The sequence below is a fragment of the Roseicitreum antarcticum genome, assembly GCF_014681765.1.
GTDB classification, from domain to species: Bacteria; Pseudomonadota; Alphaproteobacteria; order Rhodobacterales; family Rhodobacteraceae; genus Roseicitreum; species Roseicitreum antarcticum.
Map to the genome: position 1 here is coordinate 370892 of NZ_CP061502.1, position 17473 is coordinate 388364.

General features: G+C 60.2%; 14 protein-coding genes. 10 read left to right on the forward strand and 4 right to left on the reverse strand.

Annotation, left to right across the window (positions count from 1 at the left end; all coding sequences use genetic code 11):
• The first annotated feature begins 21 nt into the window (after positions 1–21).
• Positions 22–936: a Gfo/Idh/MocA family protein gene (locus H9529_RS20250; RefSeq protein ID WP_176847040.1), complete on the forward strand. Its 915-nt coding sequence runs from the start codon at positions 22–24 to the stop codon at positions 934–936.
• A 39-nt stretch (positions 937–975) separates the two neighbouring features.
• Positions 976–2349 (forward strand): MmgE/PrpD family protein, encoded by a 1374-nt coding sequence (locus H9529_RS20255; protein WP_092888386.1) that lies wholly within the window; start codon positions 976–978, stop codon positions 2347–2349.
• A 5-nt stretch (positions 2350–2354) separates the two neighbouring features.
• On the opposite strand, the gene H9529_RS20260 is transcribed toward H9529_RS20255, so the two are convergent.
• Together H9529_RS20260 and larB are read right to left on the reverse strand one after the other, a co-directional pair.
• Positions 2355–3359, reverse strand: a complete 1005-nt coding sequence (locus tag H9529_RS20260) for a LacI family DNA-binding transcriptional regulator (protein WP_176847038.1) — start codon at positions 3357–3359, stop codon at positions 2355–2357.
• Positions 3360–3506: 147 nt separating this feature from the next.
• Positions 3507–4157 (reverse strand): nickel pincer cofactor biosynthesis protein LarB, encoded by a 651-nt coding sequence (gene larB, locus H9529_RS20265; RefSeq protein WP_092889183.1) that lies wholly within the window; start codon positions 4155–4157, stop codon positions 3507–3509.
• Between the two features lie 173 nt (positions 4158–4330).
• On the opposite strand from larB, the gene H9529_RS20270 reads away from it, so the two are divergent.
• The 7 genes from H9529_RS20270 to H9529_RS20300 are packed head-to-tail and all read left to right on the forward strand — an operon-like array spanning position 4331 to position 13803.
• Positions 4331–6049 (forward strand): IlvD/Edd family dehydratase, encoded by a 1719-nt coding sequence (locus H9529_RS20270; protein WP_092888380.1) that lies wholly within the window; start codon positions 4331–4333, stop codon positions 6047–6049.
• An 11-nt stretch (positions 6050–6060) separates the two neighbouring features.
• A complete protein-coding gene (locus H9529_RS20275; protein WP_092888377.1) occupies positions 6061–7383 on the forward strand; it encodes a DUF362 domain-containing protein in 1323 nt (440 codons plus the stop codon).
• A complete protein-coding gene (locus H9529_RS20280; protein WP_218132128.1) occupies positions 7370–8512 on the forward strand; it encodes a Gfo/Idh/MocA family protein in 1143 nt (380 codons plus the stop codon). Before H9529_RS20275 ends, H9529_RS20280 begins: the two co-directional genes overlap by 14 nt.
• Positions 8505–10250, forward strand: a complete 1746-nt coding sequence (locus H9529_RS20285; RefSeq protein ID WP_092888374.1) for a GMC family oxidoreductase — start codon at positions 8505–8507, stop codon at positions 10248–10250. The genes H9529_RS20280 and H9529_RS20285 overlap by 8 nt, the downstream gene beginning before the upstream one ends.
• 20 nt (positions 10251–10270) lie before the next feature.
• On the forward strand, positions 10271–11764 hold the full coding sequence (locus H9529_RS20290; RefSeq protein WP_092888371.1) for an aldehyde dehydrogenase family protein: 1494 nt from the start codon (positions 10271–10273) through the stop codon (positions 11762–11764).
• Positions 11765–11792: 28 nt separating this feature from the next.
• Positions 11793–13019, forward strand: a complete 1227-nt coding sequence (locus H9529_RS20295) for a LarC family nickel insertion protein (RefSeq protein WP_223814435.1) — start codon at positions 11793–11795, stop codon at positions 13017–13019.
• Complete coding sequence (locus H9529_RS20300) at positions 13012–13803, forward strand: adenine nucleotide alpha-hydrolase family protein (protein WP_218132127.1); 792 nt, start codon at positions 13012–13014, stop codon at positions 13801–13803. The genes H9529_RS20295 and H9529_RS20300 overlap by 8 nt, the downstream gene beginning before the upstream one ends.
• 8 nt (positions 13804–13811) lie before the next feature.
• On the opposite strand, the gene H9529_RS20305 is transcribed toward H9529_RS20300, so the two are convergent.
• Positions 13812–14606, reverse strand: a complete 795-nt coding sequence (locus H9529_RS20305) for an enoyl-CoA hydratase/isomerase family protein (RefSeq protein WP_092888368.1) — start codon at positions 14604–14606, stop codon at positions 13812–13814.
• Positions 14607–14648: 42 nt separating this feature from the next.
• Positions 14649–15584, reverse strand: coding sequence for a dihydrodipicolinate synthase family protein (locus H9529_RS20310; protein ID WP_092888365.1), 936 nt, complete (start codon positions 15582–15584; stop codon positions 14649–14651).
• Between the two features lie 301 nt (positions 15585–15885).
• Between H9529_RS20310 and H9529_RS20315 the strand changes: the two genes are divergently transcribed.
• Positions 15886–17448 (forward strand): malonate decarboxylase subunit alpha, encoded by a 1563-nt coding sequence (locus tag H9529_RS20315; RefSeq protein WP_176847035.1) that lies wholly within the window; start codon positions 15886–15888, stop codon positions 17446–17448.
• Positions 17449–17473 lie beyond the last annotated feature (25 nt).

Consider the following 17473-nt stretch of genomic DNA (forward strand, 5'->3'; position numbering starts at 1 on the left):
CCCTGAGAAAGGAATACCATCGTGACCATCCGGTTTGCCGTTTGCGGAACTGCCTTCTGGGCTGAGCAGGTTCACTTGCCGGGCCTGATGGCCCACAGCGATCTGACGGTTGCAGGCGTTTGGGGCAGGACCCCTGAACGTACGAGGGCGCTGGCCGATCCCTTGGGGATCACCGCCTTTGACAGCTTCGACTCGATGCTTGACGCCGTCGACGCAGTGTCCTTTGCCGTGCCACCGTCAGTCCAGGCCGAACTTGCGCCCATCGCCATCGCGCGCGGAAAGCATGTGATACTGGAAAAGCCGCTGGGCCCAACCATCGATGGCGCACTGACGATTCTGCGCGGTTTGGCGGAAAACAAGGTGGCGGGCCTGTGCTTCCTGACCCGCATGTTTGTCGACGAGATGGATGCCTTCGTTTCCGAAGCCCGCGCGATCAATCCGCGCGAAGGCTTTGCGACATTCCGGTCTGGCGCGTTGCTGGACGGGCCTTACGCAGGTTCGGCATGGCGACAGGAAGAGCATGGCGCATTGTGGGATGCGGCGCCGCATGGGTTATCCGTCCTTGTTTCAGTGTTGGGGCCCATTGCGGAAATCGCCGCGTCGCTCGGGGACGACGGGACCTATGAATTTACCTGCCGTCACGTCAATGGCGGGCAGTCCAGCTTTGGCCTGAACCTGCGGGACGCATCGGTGAAGCTGGCCGAAAGCTATCGTTTCCAGAATGGAAAGACGGTTGAGCTGCCAAGTCTGCCGTACAATCGGAAAGAGACCTTCAGGAAAGCGGCAGATGTGCTTTTGCAGGAGATCTCGGGCAGATCTGACGGGAAAAGTGCGCAGCTTGATCTGGCGTTGCATCTGGTCTGTGTCGCCACGGCGGCGCAGCAAAGCCTTTCATCTGCGGACGCCTTCGTTCGGGTTCAGACACCCAAACCCTAGCCTCCCGCCTTCCCCTGAAACATGTGAACGGAGGGCACTATGCCTGAGACGCTGAACCATGGCCGGGCACTCGCCCGGCACGCCGCCACTTGGCAAGACCGCGAGATCCCGGCGGATGTCGCGCTCAAGACGCGGCTTCATGTAATCGACACGCTGAGCGCCATTGTATCAGGCGCGACACTGGAAGCAGGTCGCGCGGGACAAGCATATGTTGCGGGGCTTGGTGGCAGGGGTTCGGCATCGGTATTGGGAACAGCGTTGCGGGTGCCGCTGATCGAGGCCGCCCTCGCCAATGGCATGGCAGCGCATGCCGATGAATCTGACGATTCGCACGAGACCAGCCAGACCCATCCCGGTTGCGGCGTTCTGCCCGCAGCACTAAGCGTCGCGGAAGAGGTCGGTGCCTCGGGCGAGGCATTCTTGCGCGCAGTCAACCTGGGATACGAGATGACCATTCGCTTTGGTGAAGCCATGGCGCCCGCCATGAGCTTTGCCCGGTCTTCGCTGTCTTGTCACGCCTGGGGGCCGTTATTTGGCGCGGGCTTTGCTGCCGGGAACTTGATGAAGTTTGACGAAGACCAGTATCTGGTGCTGCTGAACTATCTGGTGCAGGAGGCGTCCGGCCTGACGACATGGCGGCTGGACCGCGCGCACACGCTGAAAAGTTACGTGTTCGCAGGGATGCCCGCAAGCAATGCCGTCAAGGTGGCGGCACTGGTCCGGGCAGGTTTCACCGGCGCAGGCGATGTCCTGAGCCCTGCAGACCGGAATTTTTTCGACGCAATGCCCGCGGATATGCAACCCGCTGCCCTGTATCGGGGGTTGGGACGTGACTTTCGCATCCTAGAGACCGACATCAAGAAATACAGCGTAGGCTTTCCCATTGCTGCCCCGATTTCAGCGCTGGAAGACATTCTGGCGCGAGCCAACCCGCAGCCTGACGCGATCACAGCGGTGCGCATCCGCTATGCGCAGGATTGGTACAAGGTGATTGGCGATGAAAATGGCATGCCGGACCTGAACCTGCGCTACTGTTTGGCCGTCACGATCCTGGACAATGGCTTGTCATTCGCCGCGTCACATGACGAGTCCCGGATGAAAGCCCCGGACGTCAAGAGCCTCGGCCAGAAAATCACCTTCCTGCCGCCTGATGCGGATCAGGACCGTTTCGAAGCGCGTGTGGAGGTCGACACGCCAGCGGGGACCCTAACGGCACGGCAGGGATTGCATGTGCTGGGTCGCAAAGACAATCCAATGAGCGCCTTGCAAATCGAAGCTAAAGCCCTTGAGTTATTTGAGATGGCGCTGTCACCCGCCCAGGCCCGTGTTCTTGTCACGCGCTGTCATGAGCTGCCCGATGCCCCAAATATCCACCAGCTTATCGCCGCAACGATCCCAGACAGCGCCCGGTAACACCCCTATACCTTGGGCGCGGCGGTGGACTTGCGGATGATAAGTTGCGCATCCAGCCGGATTGGCAAGGCCGCTTCGCCACCGTCGAGGGCAGAAATGACATAATCCGCGATTGTCTTGCCCATCCTTGCCGCCGGAACGTGGACGGTAGTCAGGGGCGGGTCGATATGAGATGCCAGTTCGTTGTCGTCAAAGCCTGAAACACTGATATCGTCGGGGACGCAGAGTCCGCGTGCGCGTGCCTCTATCAGTGCGCCGGACGCAAGGTAGTCATTGGTGCAGACCACGGCAGTGGGGCGCGCGTCCTGTTCAAGGATCGCACGCATTCCCTCACGGCCGCAAGCAATGGTCCATTGCGGCACCACACGAAAATGCTGTGGCCGCACGGCTATGCCTTCGCGGGCCAAGGTGTCGCGGATCGCATTGATCCGCAGCCGGATACGATCATTGTGATCGAAATTGGCGGCGATGACCCCGAAGGATTGATGGCCCAGATCCAAGAGGTACTTCACCATCTTGGACATCTCGTCGTAATTGTCGATGCCGATACAGTTGGTGCGCTCACCCGCGCCCGTGGTATAAGCGATGACATGGAAGATGCTCCGCTGCTCCAGCATCTCGAACAATTCGGGGGGGTGATCTTCGCCCATCAGAACCAGGCACTCCACACCGTTCTGGATCATCTTGGAGACTTGCACGATCGTGCGATCGCGCGACGCATCTGGACGGCCCAGCAACAAGGTATATCCGGCATCCCCCAGCGATTTTTGCAGGCTTTCCAGCATGGTGGCGATCGTCTGGTGTCCAAGTGTCGGGATCAGCGCACCAACGGTCCGCGTCCGCAGGCTGGCCAACGCCTGTGCCGCACCGTGCGGAATCCAGCCCAGCTCTGCAATGGCTTTTTCTACGCGCGCGCGCGTCTTTTCAGTGACGGCATTGGGCGAATTGATCACGCGTGATGCTGTCGCCGTGGATACTTCGGCAAGGCGCGCAACGTCTTCCAATTTCACGGATGATTGAAACGCGCGCCGCGAACGCGGCCTTTTGGGGGCGGGCGATTCGTTGGTCAATAAATCGTCTCCGTCAATTGATAAGCGCAGAACATACTCTGTTTCGCTGCGAACGTGAAGAAGGCCGCGCGCGCCTGCCTGGCACGATTATCCGCGACCCACGTTGAGGATCTTCAATGCGGCGGCTGCCGCACCAAAGCCATTGTCGATGTTCACCACCAAGACCCCGGGTGCACAAGACGCCAAAGCCGATGAAAGCGCTGCATGTCCTCCTTCAGACACACCGTACCCGACCGAAGTTGGTACCGCGATCACAGGCGCACGCACAAGCCCAGCCAGCACACTGAAAATGGCACCTTCCATCCCGGCAACCGCAATGACCACAGGAAACTGCCGGATTTCTTCCAGCCGCTCGGTCAACCGCCAAAGCCCCGCGACACCGATATCGGCGAAGAGCGTCGCAGATTCGCCAAAGAAGGCCAATGTCCGCAATGCCTGCTGCGCAACCGACATGTCGGAAGTTCCCGCCGCGACCACGGCAACGGCTGGCACGGATGACACGATCCGCGGCACGCCGACTTCTGCCGTACCCGACAGAGCATCATAGCGGACCTGTTCTCCAAACCGGCCCAGGGCACGGGCTTTCTCGGGGTCGAGCCGCGTAATCAGCATGCGCGCTTCTGCCGACAGCACGGTTTCAACGATACTGGCGATCTGCTCTGCCGATTTTCCAGACCCCAGAATCGCCTCGGCCACGCCCGTTCTTTCCTCACGCGCAAAGTCGAGCTTGTGATCGATCACTACACCGTCCCTCTTTTTACGGCCTGTCTTTCAACAATCCGATCATGTCATTCTTCATCGCTTACACTAAGAAATTATAGGTGATCTGCGATGGACATTTTCTAAAGCATATCATAACGTCTCCCCATTGTAAGCGCTTACTTTTTGGCGCCGCAGAACAGGAAACGATCATGAGCGAAAAAACCACAGGTATGCGCAAAGGGCTCGCCGGGTATGGCGACGCGGGCTTTTCCCTGTTTTTGCGCAAGGCTTTCATCAAGGCCATGGGCTATTCCGACGATGCGTTGGATCGTCCGATCATCGGCATTACCAACACGTTTTCCGGCTACAATGCCTGTCACCGTAACGTGCCTGACATGATCGAAGCGATCAAGCGCGGCGTGATGCTGGCTGGCGGCCTGCCGATCGAGTTTCCGGTCATCTCGATGCACGAGGCGTTTTCACATCCCACCAGCATGTACCTGCGCAATCTAATGGCCATGGATGTTGAAGAAATGGTCCGCGCACAGCCGATGGACGCCGTGGTGCTCATCGGCGGTTGCGACAAGACGGTGCCCGCGCTGTTGATGGGCGCCGCCAGCGCCAAAGTCCCCGCGATCCTTACCGTAACCGGCCCGATGATCACCGGCAGCCACAAAGGCGAACGACTCGGCGCTTGCACGGATTGTCGGCGGCTTTGGGGGCAGCATCGTGCAGGCAACATTGACGAGGCTGAAATCGAAGAAATCAGCGGCAAGCTGGCGCCAGGTCCCGGCACATGCATGGTGATGGGTACGGCCAGCACCATGGCGTTGGTTTCAGAAGCAATGGGCATGATGTTGCCCGGCGGCGCGGCGATTCCGGCCGTTCACGCCGACCGCATGCGCCACGCTGAGGCAACCGGCGCACGCGCGGTGTCGCTTGCGGCTGACAGAATCCTGCCCGAACAGATCATGACGCCCGCGTCTTTGCGCAACGCCATGCGGGTTTTGCAGGCTGTCGGCGGATCTACCAACGCGGTGGTGCACCTGGCGGCAATCGCAGGTCGGCTGGGGTTCGATCTGAACCTTGAAGAACTGGACGCGCTGGGGGCGGAGACCCCGGTTCTGGTTGATCTGAAGCCGTCAGGTCAGCATTACATGGAAGATTTGTTTCGGGCGGGTGGACTGGTCACGGTATTGCGCGAGATCGACACAATGATTGACCGAGACTGTCTGACGGTGACAGGCCGCACCTTGGGTCAAGAGATCGACGCACAGCCGCAATCCTGGCCACAGGACGCCGTGCGAACCGTTGCAGATCCTATCCATTCCGGCGGTGGCATCCGACTACTGCGCGGGAACCTTGCCCCGCAGGGGGCCATCATCAAGCAAGCGGCCGCCACGCCTGAACTGTTGCGTCACACGGGGCGGGCAGTCGTGTTTTCCTCCCTTGCTGACATGGCAGAGCGTCTGGACGACCCCGCGCTGGATGTGCGTGCCGATGATGTGCTGGTGCTTCAGAACGCAGGACCCAAGGGCGCACCCGGCATGCCGGAGGCTGGATATATCCCGATTCCCAAAAAGTTGGCCGCGGCGGGGGTCAAGGACATGGTCCGTATCTCGGATGCCAGAATGAGCGGCACCGCGTTCGGCGCAATCGTGCTACATGTTTCACCAGAAGCGGCAGTCGGCGGGCCACTGGGTCTGGTCCGGGACGGCGACGTGATAGCACTGGATGTCGAAGCTGGGACGCTTTCGTTACAGGTAGATGATGCGGAATTGCAGGCCCGTCGTGCGCAATGGTCGGCACCGGATCATGTCAATGTCAGCCGGGGCTATGCGAAGCTGTATTTCGACGAGGTTCTACAAGCGGAAGACGGCTGTGATTTCAACTTCCTGCGCGCAAATCCGCGCAACCTTGGGCAGTAAGGGGCCGCCGCATGACTTCCCCAACGTTTCCCGCACTTCACTTCCCGCTGCTAGATTCGGTTGTCCTGCCGCAGGTTGCGCGGGTCAACCTGAAGCACAAGGCGGGTACCCCCGTCGCCGATGTGCCGGGGGCTGTACGGGATGCCATCAAGTTGTCCGCGCGCCTTGCTGCACTACGCCCAGGCAGCAGCGTGGCGATTGCCCTCGGCTCTCGTGGGATCTCGCAGATCGTGACCGTCGCGCGGGCAGCCATCGACACTGTCAGAGACATGGGGCATCTGCCCTTCGTGGTACCCGCAATGGGCAGCCACGGGGGTGGTACCGCAGATGGGCAGGTTGGCGTACTGGCGAAACTTGGCCTGACCGAAGAAGCCCTTGGTGTTGAGATCCGATCCTCCATGGAGGTCGTCGATTATGGCGAGACGGACGTGGGCGCGCGCTGCAAATTCGACAAACATGCCGCCCACGCCGACGCCGTAATCGTTGTAAACCGAGTGAAGTCGCATACGACCTTCGACCGCCCGATTGAAAGCGGTCTCGTCAAGATGACCGCTGTGGGATTGGGCAAGGCCGACGGGGCACGGTCGGTGCACCGGACCGGGCCTGTTGCGCTCAGCGACACCTTGCCCGCGCTGGCGCGGATTGCGCTGGCCCGCTCGCCCATTGCTCTGGGCATCGCGCTGGTGGAAGATTCTGACAAAGCGCTGGTCGCGATAGAAGGCGTTGCACCGGAAGACTTCTTCGCCTCGGACGAACGATTGTTGAAACTGGCCAAGACATTTATTGCGCGGCTGCCGTTTTCGCATATTGATGCCCTCGCCGTGGAGCAGATCGGCAAGGATATTTCTGGCGCGGGCATGGATCACGCGGTCACCGGACGCGCGGATTTACGGTCCATCCCCAACCCACCGCCCTTTGTGGCACGAATCGCAGTCCTGGGGCTTTCCAAGGCGACAGGGGGCAATGGGCTGGGTGTCGGCCTGGCAGACTTCACCACCGTGTCAGTAGCATCGTCGATCGATCTACGGCAGATCTACATGAACTCGCTGACTTCCACCTTGGTGGAAAAATCGCGTTTTCCTATAGTTCTGGCGAACGATCTTGACGTGATGCGCGCCCTTGTCTCGACCTCCTGGTCGGCTGACAATGCAAGTACGGGCCTTTGCATCGTCGCATCCACGCTGCATCTGAACCAAGTGCTTTTGTCCGGGCCGTTGCTGGAACAGATCCGGCAGAGCGAAATCTATGTCTCCGAAGGACCGCTACAAGATTTGCGTTTCGACGCCGACGGAAAGCTACTGACGCGCGCCTATGAGCGCGATGAAATATCCTGACGAGATGGCGAACACGATGAATACGAAAAACAAAAACCATGATGCCACGCGTCCGCTGCGGGTTGGAATCGTAGGTTGCGGCTGGGTCGCAGGCAGCCAGATCGAGCGGGGGTTTTCCCAGCTGCGAGACCGCTTTACCGTCGCTGCTTGCTGCGACGCTGATCACGCGCGCGCCGAAGATTTCGCATTGCGCCACGGCATCGAGGTTGTGAGCGAGGATTTCGCGGCACTTCTTGCCGAAGATCTGGACGTCATAAGCATCTGCACCCCGCCGTCGCTGCATCACTCCATGGTTCTGGGCGCGCTTGCCGCAGGTAAGCATGTGATCTGTGAGAAGCCGTTCACAAGTTCGCTGCGGCTGATGGATCAGGTTATCGCAGCCGAGGCCGCATCGGATCGGCGCATCATGCCAATTTTTCAGTACCGCTTCGATGATGGTATCGCGAAGGTACGGTCGCTGATTGCATCCGGTTTATGCGGCAAGGCCTATCTGTCGTCGGTAGAAACCGCATGGCTACGTGGTGCCGACTATTATGACGTACCGTGGCGGGGGAAGTTTGCGACTGAATTGGGCGGCGTGCTGCTGACACAGTCGATCCATATCCACGACCTTTTCTTATGGTTGATGGGACCGGCGGCGCAGATCAATGGCTTCAAGACAACGCGGGTCAATCCGATCGAAGTCGAAGACTGCGCAGTTGCAAGCGTCCAGATGGCGGATGGGTCGCTTGCTACGTTGTCGGCAACACTTGGGTCGGCGCTGCCGGTCACGCGCATCCGGCTTTGCTTTGAAAATCTGGTGATCGAGCGGCAGTGCTTCGGCACCGAGGCGAAGAACCCGGGCGCCGAGCCTTGGACGATCACCGCGCGCACCCCCGACCTTCAGGCGCACGCAGAACGCATCATGTCTGAAGCACACCTAGGCCCACGTGATTTCGCGGGGCAGTTTGCCGATTTTGCTACTGCGCTTGCAGAAGATCGTGCTTTTGCCGTCACGCTTCAGGATGCACGGCGGTCGCTTGAATTGATCAGCGCCGTGTTCCACGCCGCTGAGACTGGGCAGACCGTCCAGCTTCCGATCACTGCCGACCATGTTCGATACGATGGATGGGCCCCCAGTCATGAATGATGAAAAGCACGCGAACGATACCTCCCGGTACGATTTCATCATCGTCGGTGGCGGCACCGCAGGGTGCGTGCTTGCCAGCCGCCTCAGCGCCGACCCGCGGTTGCGTATTCTGGTAATCGAAGCTGGCGAGGATACCGCACCGGGCCGGGTGCCCGCGCCTATCCTCGACAGCTTTGCCGGACTGGCTTATCTCAACTCGCGTTTTCTGTGGAACGACCTGAAAGCGACAACCGAGAACATTCCGAGCAATCGCCCCGACTACCAGCCTGCGCTGCGAAAATATGAACAGGCACGGGTGCTTGGTGGCGGGTCAGCCATCAACGGCCAACTGGCCAACCGCGGCGCACCGCATGACTACGACGAATGGCAGGCGCGCGGGGCCAAGGGCTGGTCCTGGGACGCGGTACTCCCCTATTTCCGCAAGCTGGAACGCGATGTAGACTTTGACGGTCCGCTGCACGGGCAGGACGGCCCCATCGCGATTTCCCGAATCGGCGAAGATCTTTGGCCGGAACATGCCAATGCCATGGCCGCGGCTTTCGGGCGCGCTGGGTTTTCATATGTACACGATCAGAACGGCGAATTTGTCGATGGCTATTACCCGGTCGCGATCTCCAACCTGTACGACCGCCGCGTCTCAACTGCGGTTGGATACCTTGGCTACCGCGTGCGTGCCCGTGCGAATCTGACGATCCTGACCGAAACCCACGTGACCGGGTTGCTCATGCACGATCGTGTCTGCAGAGGAGTAACCGCGCGCGGGCCGGATGGCGAAACCCGCGACTACCAGGCGTCCGAAGTCATCCTGTCCTGCGGCGCGCTGCATTCGCCCGCGCATCTGTTGCGCGCGGGAATAGGGCCCGCGCAGGAGCTTGGCGACCTCGGCATCGAGGTTGTCGCAGACCGACCGGGGGTCGGCAAACGTCTGACCGATCATCCTTCCGTCGCAATTGCCAGCTACATCAAGCCAAAGGCGCGGATTAACGGGCGAACCCGGCGGCATCTGCTTTTGGGGCTGCGCTTTTCATCAGGGCACGCCGATGCGCCGCCCTCGGACATGGCGGCATCCATTGCGTCCAAATCTGCTTGGCACGATGTAGGAAGCCAGCTTGCCACCGTGAATATCTGGGTCAACAAGACGTTTTCCGAGGACGGGTCGGTACGGTTGCGCGATAGTGACTGGCGCACTGAACCACGGATCGACTTTAACCTTATGTCAGACCGGCGCGATCTGGAGCGGATGATGTCGGCATATCGTCGGCTCGCCGCAATTGTCCTCAGCCCAGAGATGCACGGCGTTGTCAGCGACACCTTCCCCGCCAGCTACAGCGACAAGGTGCGGCAGGTGGGGGCACTGACACTTCGCAACCGGCTGATGACGGGCTTGCTGGCAAAGCTCTTGGATGGCCCCGCCGTCTTGCGGGAGTTCTTGCTCAAATCGTTCATCCTGGAAGGCGACCCCATTGAGGTGCTCATGCGTGACGATGACGCGCTGGAGGCGTTTATCCGACGCGCGACTGTTGGGGTCTGGCATGCCTCGTGCTCTTGCCGGATGGGGGATGAAGATGATCCCATGGCGGTGACGGCTGCCGATGGCCGGGTGTACGGTGTGGGCGGCCTGCGTGTCGTCGATGCCTCGATCTTCCCCAGCATTCCCAGCGGCAACACCAATCTTCCAACAATCATGGTCGCGGAACGAATCGCTGACCTGATCCTTGCCGAACGGCAAGCCACCTAAAGGCCCTGAAAGGAGCTTACATGCAACATTCAACCGGAGCCGGTCGGCTGCAACTTCCCGAAAAACCCCGCGAATACGCCGCGCTGATCGATGGGCGTTTCATCCCCGCTCGTGATCGGGAATTGATTGGGCGGGACAATCCGGCGCATAACCACCCCGTCAGCCTATACCCAAAGGCCACGCCAGAAGACCTGCGCGACGCCCTGTCAGCGGCGCGGCGAACCGTTGATAACCGTGTCTGGTCGGGTATGTCCTCCGCCGATCGCGCCCGCATCTTGCTCAAGGTCGCAGCGTTGATCGACACTCACCGTGTCGAACTGCGCGAAATCGAATGCCTGGAAGTTGGCAAACCCATCGGCCTCGTCGACCGGGAAATCGGCGGGGCGGTTGCGCATTGGGAATATGCGGCAACCATGGCGCGCCACAGCTATGGGGACACTTACGATACATTCGGCAATGACGCCCTGGGGCTGGTGATGCGCAATCCCGTCGGGGTCGTCAGCATGATCACCCCTTGGAACTATCCCCTGATGATCAACAGCCAGAAGCTGCCATTTGCATTGGCCGTGGGCTGTTCTGCTGTCGTCAAACCCAGTGAACTGACATCGGGTTCTGCCCTGAGGTTGGGCGAGCTCTTGATGGAGGCGGGCATTCCCGCTGGTGTCGTCAACATCATCGCGGGCACCGGACTGGACCTTGGTGAAGGCCTGTGCACCGCGCCCGAAGTTGACATGGTGTCCTTCACCGGCTCAACAGCGGTGGGGCGGAAGATCGCCGCTCAGGCAGGCGAAAAGCTGAAGAAGATATCCTTGGAACTGGGCGGCAAAAGCGCGCAAATCGTCTGCGCGGATGCCGATCTGGAGCTCGCGGCAGAGAAGGTCGCGCTGGGGGCAACCCGGAACGCCGGACAGGCCTGCGTTGGCGGGACGCGGCTTATCGTCGAACGATCCATCGCCGACAGCTTTTGCGCTGCGGTTCAGGCGCATGTCGAACGCCTGCGGATCGGTGACCCGCTGGACCCCGAAACCACCATGGGGCCCCTTATCAGCGCGGTGCAAAAGACCCGCGTCGAAGGCTACATCAAAGAGGGTGAACGAGATGGCGCCAACCGGTGGACGATGGAAACCAGCCACGCGAAGACATTGCCCGGCCATTTCGTTCAGCCCACGATCTTTACCGAGGTCCGCAACGACATGAGCATCGCACAGGATGAGATCTTCGGCCCCGTCCTGACGGTCACGACCTTCGACGCGGTTAGCGACGCGATCGATATCGCAAACAACAGCCGGTACGGGCTGGCCGCCGGTGTCTGGAGCACCAACATCAACAAAGCGCTGCAAATGGGGCGCAGGCTTGACGCGGGCAGCATCGAGGTCAACACTTTCCTTGCCGGGGTGCCAGAACTTCCCATCGTCGGCCACCGGGACAGCGGTGTCGGCAGCGAACGGGGGCGAAATGCGGTTCAGGAATTCACCGAGTTGAAGACCATTCAGGTACAGTTGTCCCCGGTTTGACCGCCGGGCAATAACACAGGAGGCATCCTTGCACAGCACCACAGGTGACACAGGCACCCGGTTGATCCACTTGGATGCTGTCGGCGGCGTCGCAGGCGATATGTTTGTCGCGGCGCTGCTGGATGCCTTCCCGGAACTGACAGACCGGGTCATGGCCGATGTCGCAGCCGTTCTGCCCGACGGCTGCGGAACCGCCCAGCTGGAACCCGGTTTTTCGGCGGGCATCCGGTGCCTTCGGTTTGGCCTTCGGCCCAGTGATGCGCCGCACTCGCACGGCCATGCGGACCACCATTCGCACGGTGCCCGGTTCGCCGATCTGCGTCGCCGGATCAGCGGCGCAGGTCTGTCACCGGGAACCGCAGCACAGGGCGTGTCGATCCTCACCCATCTGGCGGAAGCCGAAGCGCACATCCACGGCGTCGCGCTGGAAGACGTGCATTTCCACGAAGTTGGCGACTGGGATTCGTTGATGGATGTTGTCGCGGCGGGAAGCATCGCCGCAGCGCTTGCCCCAGCCATCTGGACCGTGTCCGATCTGCCGCTTGGGTCAGGACTGGTACGCACGCAACACGGTCTGCTGCCTGTTCCCGCTCCGGCAACAACGGAAATCCTCAAAGGATTCAGTTGGCGCGACGACAAAATCGCAGGCGAGCGTGTCACACCAACCGGCGCGGCGATCTTGCGCGCATTATGCGACCCAGCCAATGTAAGGCAAGGTCCCGCCAAGCTGACAGGCAACGGGACAGGTGCAGGCACCCGCACCTTGCCGGGGATGCCCAACATCTTGCGCGCAACGGTTTTTGAACAGGACCTGAACGGCGGGGATGAGGCCGTAGACATCATCACCTTTGACATCGACGACATGACGGGAGAAGAAATAGCGGTCGCGGCAGATCATATCCGTTCTGCGCCCGGCGTGATCGACGTGACATTGCAGACCCTGACCGGCAAGAAAGGCCGATCGGCCTACGGATTTCAGATTCTGGCCACGCCAGGGTCCCGTGATGTACTGGCGCCGTTGATCTTTCGCGAAACCTCAACACTCGGGCTGCGTTGGCGCACGGAGACCCGCGTGACACTGCCTCGTGCTGTGGGGGATCGCGCAGGCTTGCGCATCAAAACCGCAACCCGGCCTGACGGCATTCAGACGACCAAAGCCGAGTCCGACGATCTGGCGTCAATCGCAGGGTTGTCGCACCGCCGCACCGCAGCCCAAGCGGCCGAAGCACCGACACGGGACCACAAGCATGAATGAGATCAAAGCCGCCTTGGACCGACTGGAAACCGTCCTTTACCGTCACGCGCCGCTGGCCGTCGCCGTCTCTGGCGGCGTGGACAGCATGACGCTTGCACATGTGGCGGCGCGCAATGTCGATGTCGTGATGGTGCACGCGGTGTCACCCGCCGTGCCCACAGCTGCAACGCGCCGGGTGCGCGCGCATGCGGCGCACGCGGGCTGGACGCTGCTGGAAACCGACGCTGGAGAGTTCGCCGACGAACAATATCTAAACAACCCAATTAACCGGTGCTATTTCTGCAAGAACAATCTCTACGCGCGCATCGCCGGCCTGACAGAGCGCAACATCGCTTCAGGCGCTAATCTAGATGATCTGCAAGACTTTCGCCCGGGCCTGATCGCCGCAGATGAACACCGCGTCATACACCCGCTGGTCGAGGCTGGGATCGACAAGAAAACACTGCGCGCGATAGCTGCGCACCTTGGGCTGAATGATCTGTCAGATCTGCCCGCGCAACCCTGCCTCGCCAGTCGGGTCGAAACTGGAATCGCAATTTCCGCCGATGACATGACCTTCGTCGATGCTATGGAGGTCGCACTTCATAAAATGGCACCGTACCTCACGACGCTGCGCTGCCGGATCCTGAAGCGCGGCGTGGTGATCGAAATCGACAGCCTGAACGATCCCGCATTGCCTGCGATCCGAACCTACACGGCAGCGGCCTGCGCGAAGGACGGCAGACACTTTGCAGGTGTCTTGCCCTATCGCCGGGGCGCGGCGTTTGTGCCGCCCCCCGGTTGAACTGTGCTTTACCGGCCTGTGAACACGGGCGGGCGTTTCTCGGTAAAGGCAGTCATCCCTTCCTGCCGGTCTTCGGTCATGCTGTTGCGCCAGATTGCATCACGCTCAAAGGCGATGCCGTTTTCCAGCGTCGCCCCAACGGCGGCACGTACACATGCCTTCGTGTTTCGCACCGCAACAGGCGCCCGCATGGCTACGATTTCCGCAACCGCAACGGCACGGGCAACGGTTTGGTCCACTGGGCAGATTTCGACGACAAGGCCCAGCTGATAGGCACGCTCCACACCGATCGGTTCGCCGGTGAATAGCATGAAGGAAGCCACATTCCCGCCAATCTTGCGCGGCAACCGCTGGGTCCCGCCATCGCCAGCCATCCCACCAATCTTGACTTCAGGCTGACCGAATTGCGCATTTTCACCGGCGATGATGAAATCACAGACCATTGCGAGTTCGCTGCCCGCGCCGAAGGCGATGCCATTCACTGCCGCGATCAACGGCTTCTGAAACCCCTCGATGGCGCGCCAGGCTGCAACACGACGCGGGTTGTTGGACGTGGCCGGAGGGCCGAAGGTTACCATTTCCTTGATGTCCGCGCCTGCGGCAAAGGTGGCGTCCGTCCCGGTCAGAACAACGCAACGCACGTCGTTGTCCTGTTCCAGTTCTACGATCAGGCGTCCCAGTTCGATCACCATCGAACTGTGGAGCGCATTTTTCTTCTCGGGCCGGACGATGCGGATCAATGCCACATGCGCCGAAGGGCGCTCTAGGGTGATCTTGTCCGAGTGGTCTTCTTTGGCGTGCATGGTACTTCCAGATTTAAGGTACTGATTTAAATGGACGAACAATCAACCCTGCGGCAGGTACTTCGCTTCGCTCAACCCGTGTCGGTCGAACAAGGCGTCAATCTTGCGGCGGTCGTTGTCCGAGATGCGGGTTTGCGGGGCGCGCGTTACATCGGTCGGAATGATACCCTGCTTCATCAAGACATATTTCATGCGTGGCCGGTAGTCCCGCAACGGGTTCGACCAGCACACACGCGCGATGGGACCGATCTCGTTCCATATCGTATAGGCTTCGGTTGCCTGGCCTGCTGCTGCGAAACGCTGCATCTTCACAATCTCGGCGGTGAACGCCCCAGCCAACCCGATAAGAGCGCCTTCGCACCCCATCAACAAGGCCTCCAGAACAAAGGTGTCGTTCCCGGTCAGCACAGCCACACGCCCATCAGTTTCACGCGCTTCTTCAAGAATTTCCCAGGTCCTGTCGATGTCGAACGCTGCGTCCTTGATCGCTACAACGCGGTCCAGTTCTGCCAGTGCCCGTATCGTTCCGACGGGATAACCCGCGTTTGCCGTCTGGAAAGCAATAATCGGGACATCGACAGCATCGACCACTGCGGCGTGATAATCAGTGACCACCGATACGGGAAGCGGCTTCGACATAAAGGTGGGTAGCGGCGGAAAGACCACCAGACCCTCTGCGCCCGCGTCAACCAAGCGGCGCGCATGGTCGACCGCGCCCGCAGTATGTCCCGCAATCAGCCCCGAAACCATCGGAACGGCGCTCGCAAGGACAGCTTTGGTGCGGGTCAACGCTTCAATTTGCTCTGCGTGATCCAGCGCCGTCGCCTCGGCGGCGGCCATGTTCATAGCAAGCGCACTGATTCCTCCAGACGCCATTTGCCCCACGTAACGTTCCATCGTCGGCCAGTCGACGGCGGCGTTTTCGGTGAATGGCATGATCGGTGCCGGAATGATCCCGGACTTAAGTGGATGTGTCATCGGCTCTCCGCGGTTCTAGCCCAGATTGGCTTTACCGCCATGCCACAGATAAACCCTAAAGAAAAGTAAAATGTAAGCCTTTACATAATGGGCGCAAAACTTCTGCACCCTGTATGGGGTCGCAATAAACGGCGTATTGCCCAAGAAAACGGAGAATTTTCTTCCAGTCCAAACCTTCTGCATCGTATCAAAATGAAGCTATGCAGGAAATATCCTGAAATATATGAAACTAAAATCTTGCCAATGATAGCGCTTTCAAATACGTTTTTTGAACCAGAGCAAGAGGTGCAGGAGAATCGTGGTGCGAATAATCAGCGTTAAGGAAGCGGCAGATGTGGTGCCGAATGGCGCGACTGTGGCGGTGTCCGGGGGAGGGTACCGGGTTACCCCTGAAGCCCTGACAGAAGCGCTTTCCGAACGTTTCGTACAAACTGGCGCGCCGCGCAATCTGACCGTTGTGGCCATTGCGATGGTAGAGCGTGGTCGCGGCGGCAAGGGTGGCGCTGCAAGCGGGCTCAATCTGCTGGCGCGCAAGGGCATGATGTCACGCGTGATCACCTCCAGCTTCAGCCGTGCATCGTCGAATGAGCTGAATATGATGATCAGTTCGAACGCCGCCGCCGCCTACAACCTGCCAATGGGCACCCTGATCCAACTACTGCGCGCGACTGCGGCCGGGCGGGCCGGGTTTGCGACACCCGTGGGGATCGGCACTTTCGTCGACCCACGGCAGGGTGGCGGCAAGATGAACACGGCAGCCCACGAAGACTTCTGCCGCATCACGTCGCTCGAGGGGGAGGAAATGATTTACTACCCCCGCCTGCCCATTGATGTGGCGCTGATCAAGGCCAGCGCGGCGGATGAGCGTGGAAACCTATTCTTCGATCGGGAAGCATTCGATCATGGGACGATCGAACTGGCAATGGCGGCCTTCCAGTCCGGCGGCAAGGTGATTGCCGAGGTAAATCGCATCGTGAAAGTGGGCGAAATCCATCCTCGCATGGGCCGCATCCCCGCACGCATCGTCGATGCAATCGTGGTTCAGCCTGATGCATGGGAAGATGAACAGGACCCTGTACTGACAGGGGCTGAGCGCCGGGTGCTCACACCGCCGTCGGGGCGCAACCTGCCGCGTGACTTCATCGCGCGGCTTGCCGTGAACCGGCTGCCGACGGAAGCAATGATCAACCTCGGCGCTGGACTACCGATGTATGAGGTGCCCGAACAGGCACGCAGCGCCAATCGCGACGACCTCTACTTTACTGTCGAACAGGGGCCTATGGGCGGCTGGCCGCAGGTCGGCGGCGTCTCGCGCAACCCCGAACTTATTCTGGACCAGAACGAAGTGTTCCAGTTTTACGAAGGCGGCGGCCCGGATGTGTCGATCCTTTCCTTCGGCGAGGTAGATGCCAAAGGGAATATCAACGTGAGCCGCTTCTCGGGTATGATGCCCGGCTGCGGTGGGTTCGTGAACATCGTGCATGGTGTGCGCGACCTGATATTTTGCGGCACGCTGACCACTGGCAGCCTGAACGAGACCCTGACGCCTGACGGGCTGGTTATCGCGCAAGAGGGCCGCATCCGGCGCTTTGTGAAAGATGTTGAACAGATCACATTCAACGCTCAAATGGGCCTTTCCAGCGGCAAGCGGGTCACTATCGTCACGGATCGCGGCATATTCGCAGTTACACCGCAAGGACTGGTGCTGCGGGAAATCGTGCCAGGCGTGGACGTACAGCGCGACATAATCGACCAGATTCCCTTCGACATCACGGTGGCATCTGACGTTTCGACTGTATCAGCCGCACTGCTTATGCCCGCTCCACAGGAAGTGGCGCAACCCGACAAGACGAAACGCGCATGACGTGCATCCACGCCCTTGACGCGGA

Excerpts from the sequence above, each read along its gene's own strand:
- H9529_RS20290 (WP_092888371.1), top strand. The coding sequence starts at position 10,271 with ATGCAACATTCAACCGGAGCCGGTCGGCTGCAACTTCCCGAAAAACCC.
- H9529_RS20270 (WP_092888380.1), top strand. The coding sequence starts at position 4,331 with ATGAGCGAAAAAACCACAGGTATGCGCAAAGGGCTCGCCGGGTATGGC.
- H9529_RS20305 (WP_092888368.1), bottom strand. The coding sequence starts at position 14,606 with ATGCACGCCAAAGAAGACCACTCGGACAAGATCACCCTAGAGCGCCCT.
- H9529_RS20275 (WP_092888377.1), top strand. The coding sequence starts at position 6,061 with ATGACTTCCCCAACGTTTCCCGCACTTCACTTCCCGCTGCTAGATTCG.
- H9529_RS20280 (WP_218132128.1), top strand. The coding sequence starts at position 7,370 with ATGAAATATCCTGACGAGATGGCGAACACGATGAATACGAAAAACAAA.
- H9529_RS20255 (WP_092888386.1), top strand. The coding sequence starts at position 976 with ATGCCTGAGACGCTGAACCATGGCCGGGCACTCGCCCGGCACGCCGCC.
- H9529_RS20300 (WP_218132127.1), top strand. The coding sequence starts at position 13,012 with ATGAATGAGATCAAAGCCGCCTTGGACCGACTGGAAACCGTCCTTTAC.
- H9529_RS20285 (WP_092888374.1), top strand. The coding sequence starts at position 8,505 with ATGAATGATGAAAAGCACGCGAACGATACCTCCCGGTACGATTTCATC.
- H9529_RS20310 (WP_092888365.1), bottom strand. The coding sequence starts at position 15,584 with ATGACACATCCACTTAAGTCCGGGATCATTCCGGCACCGATCATGCCA.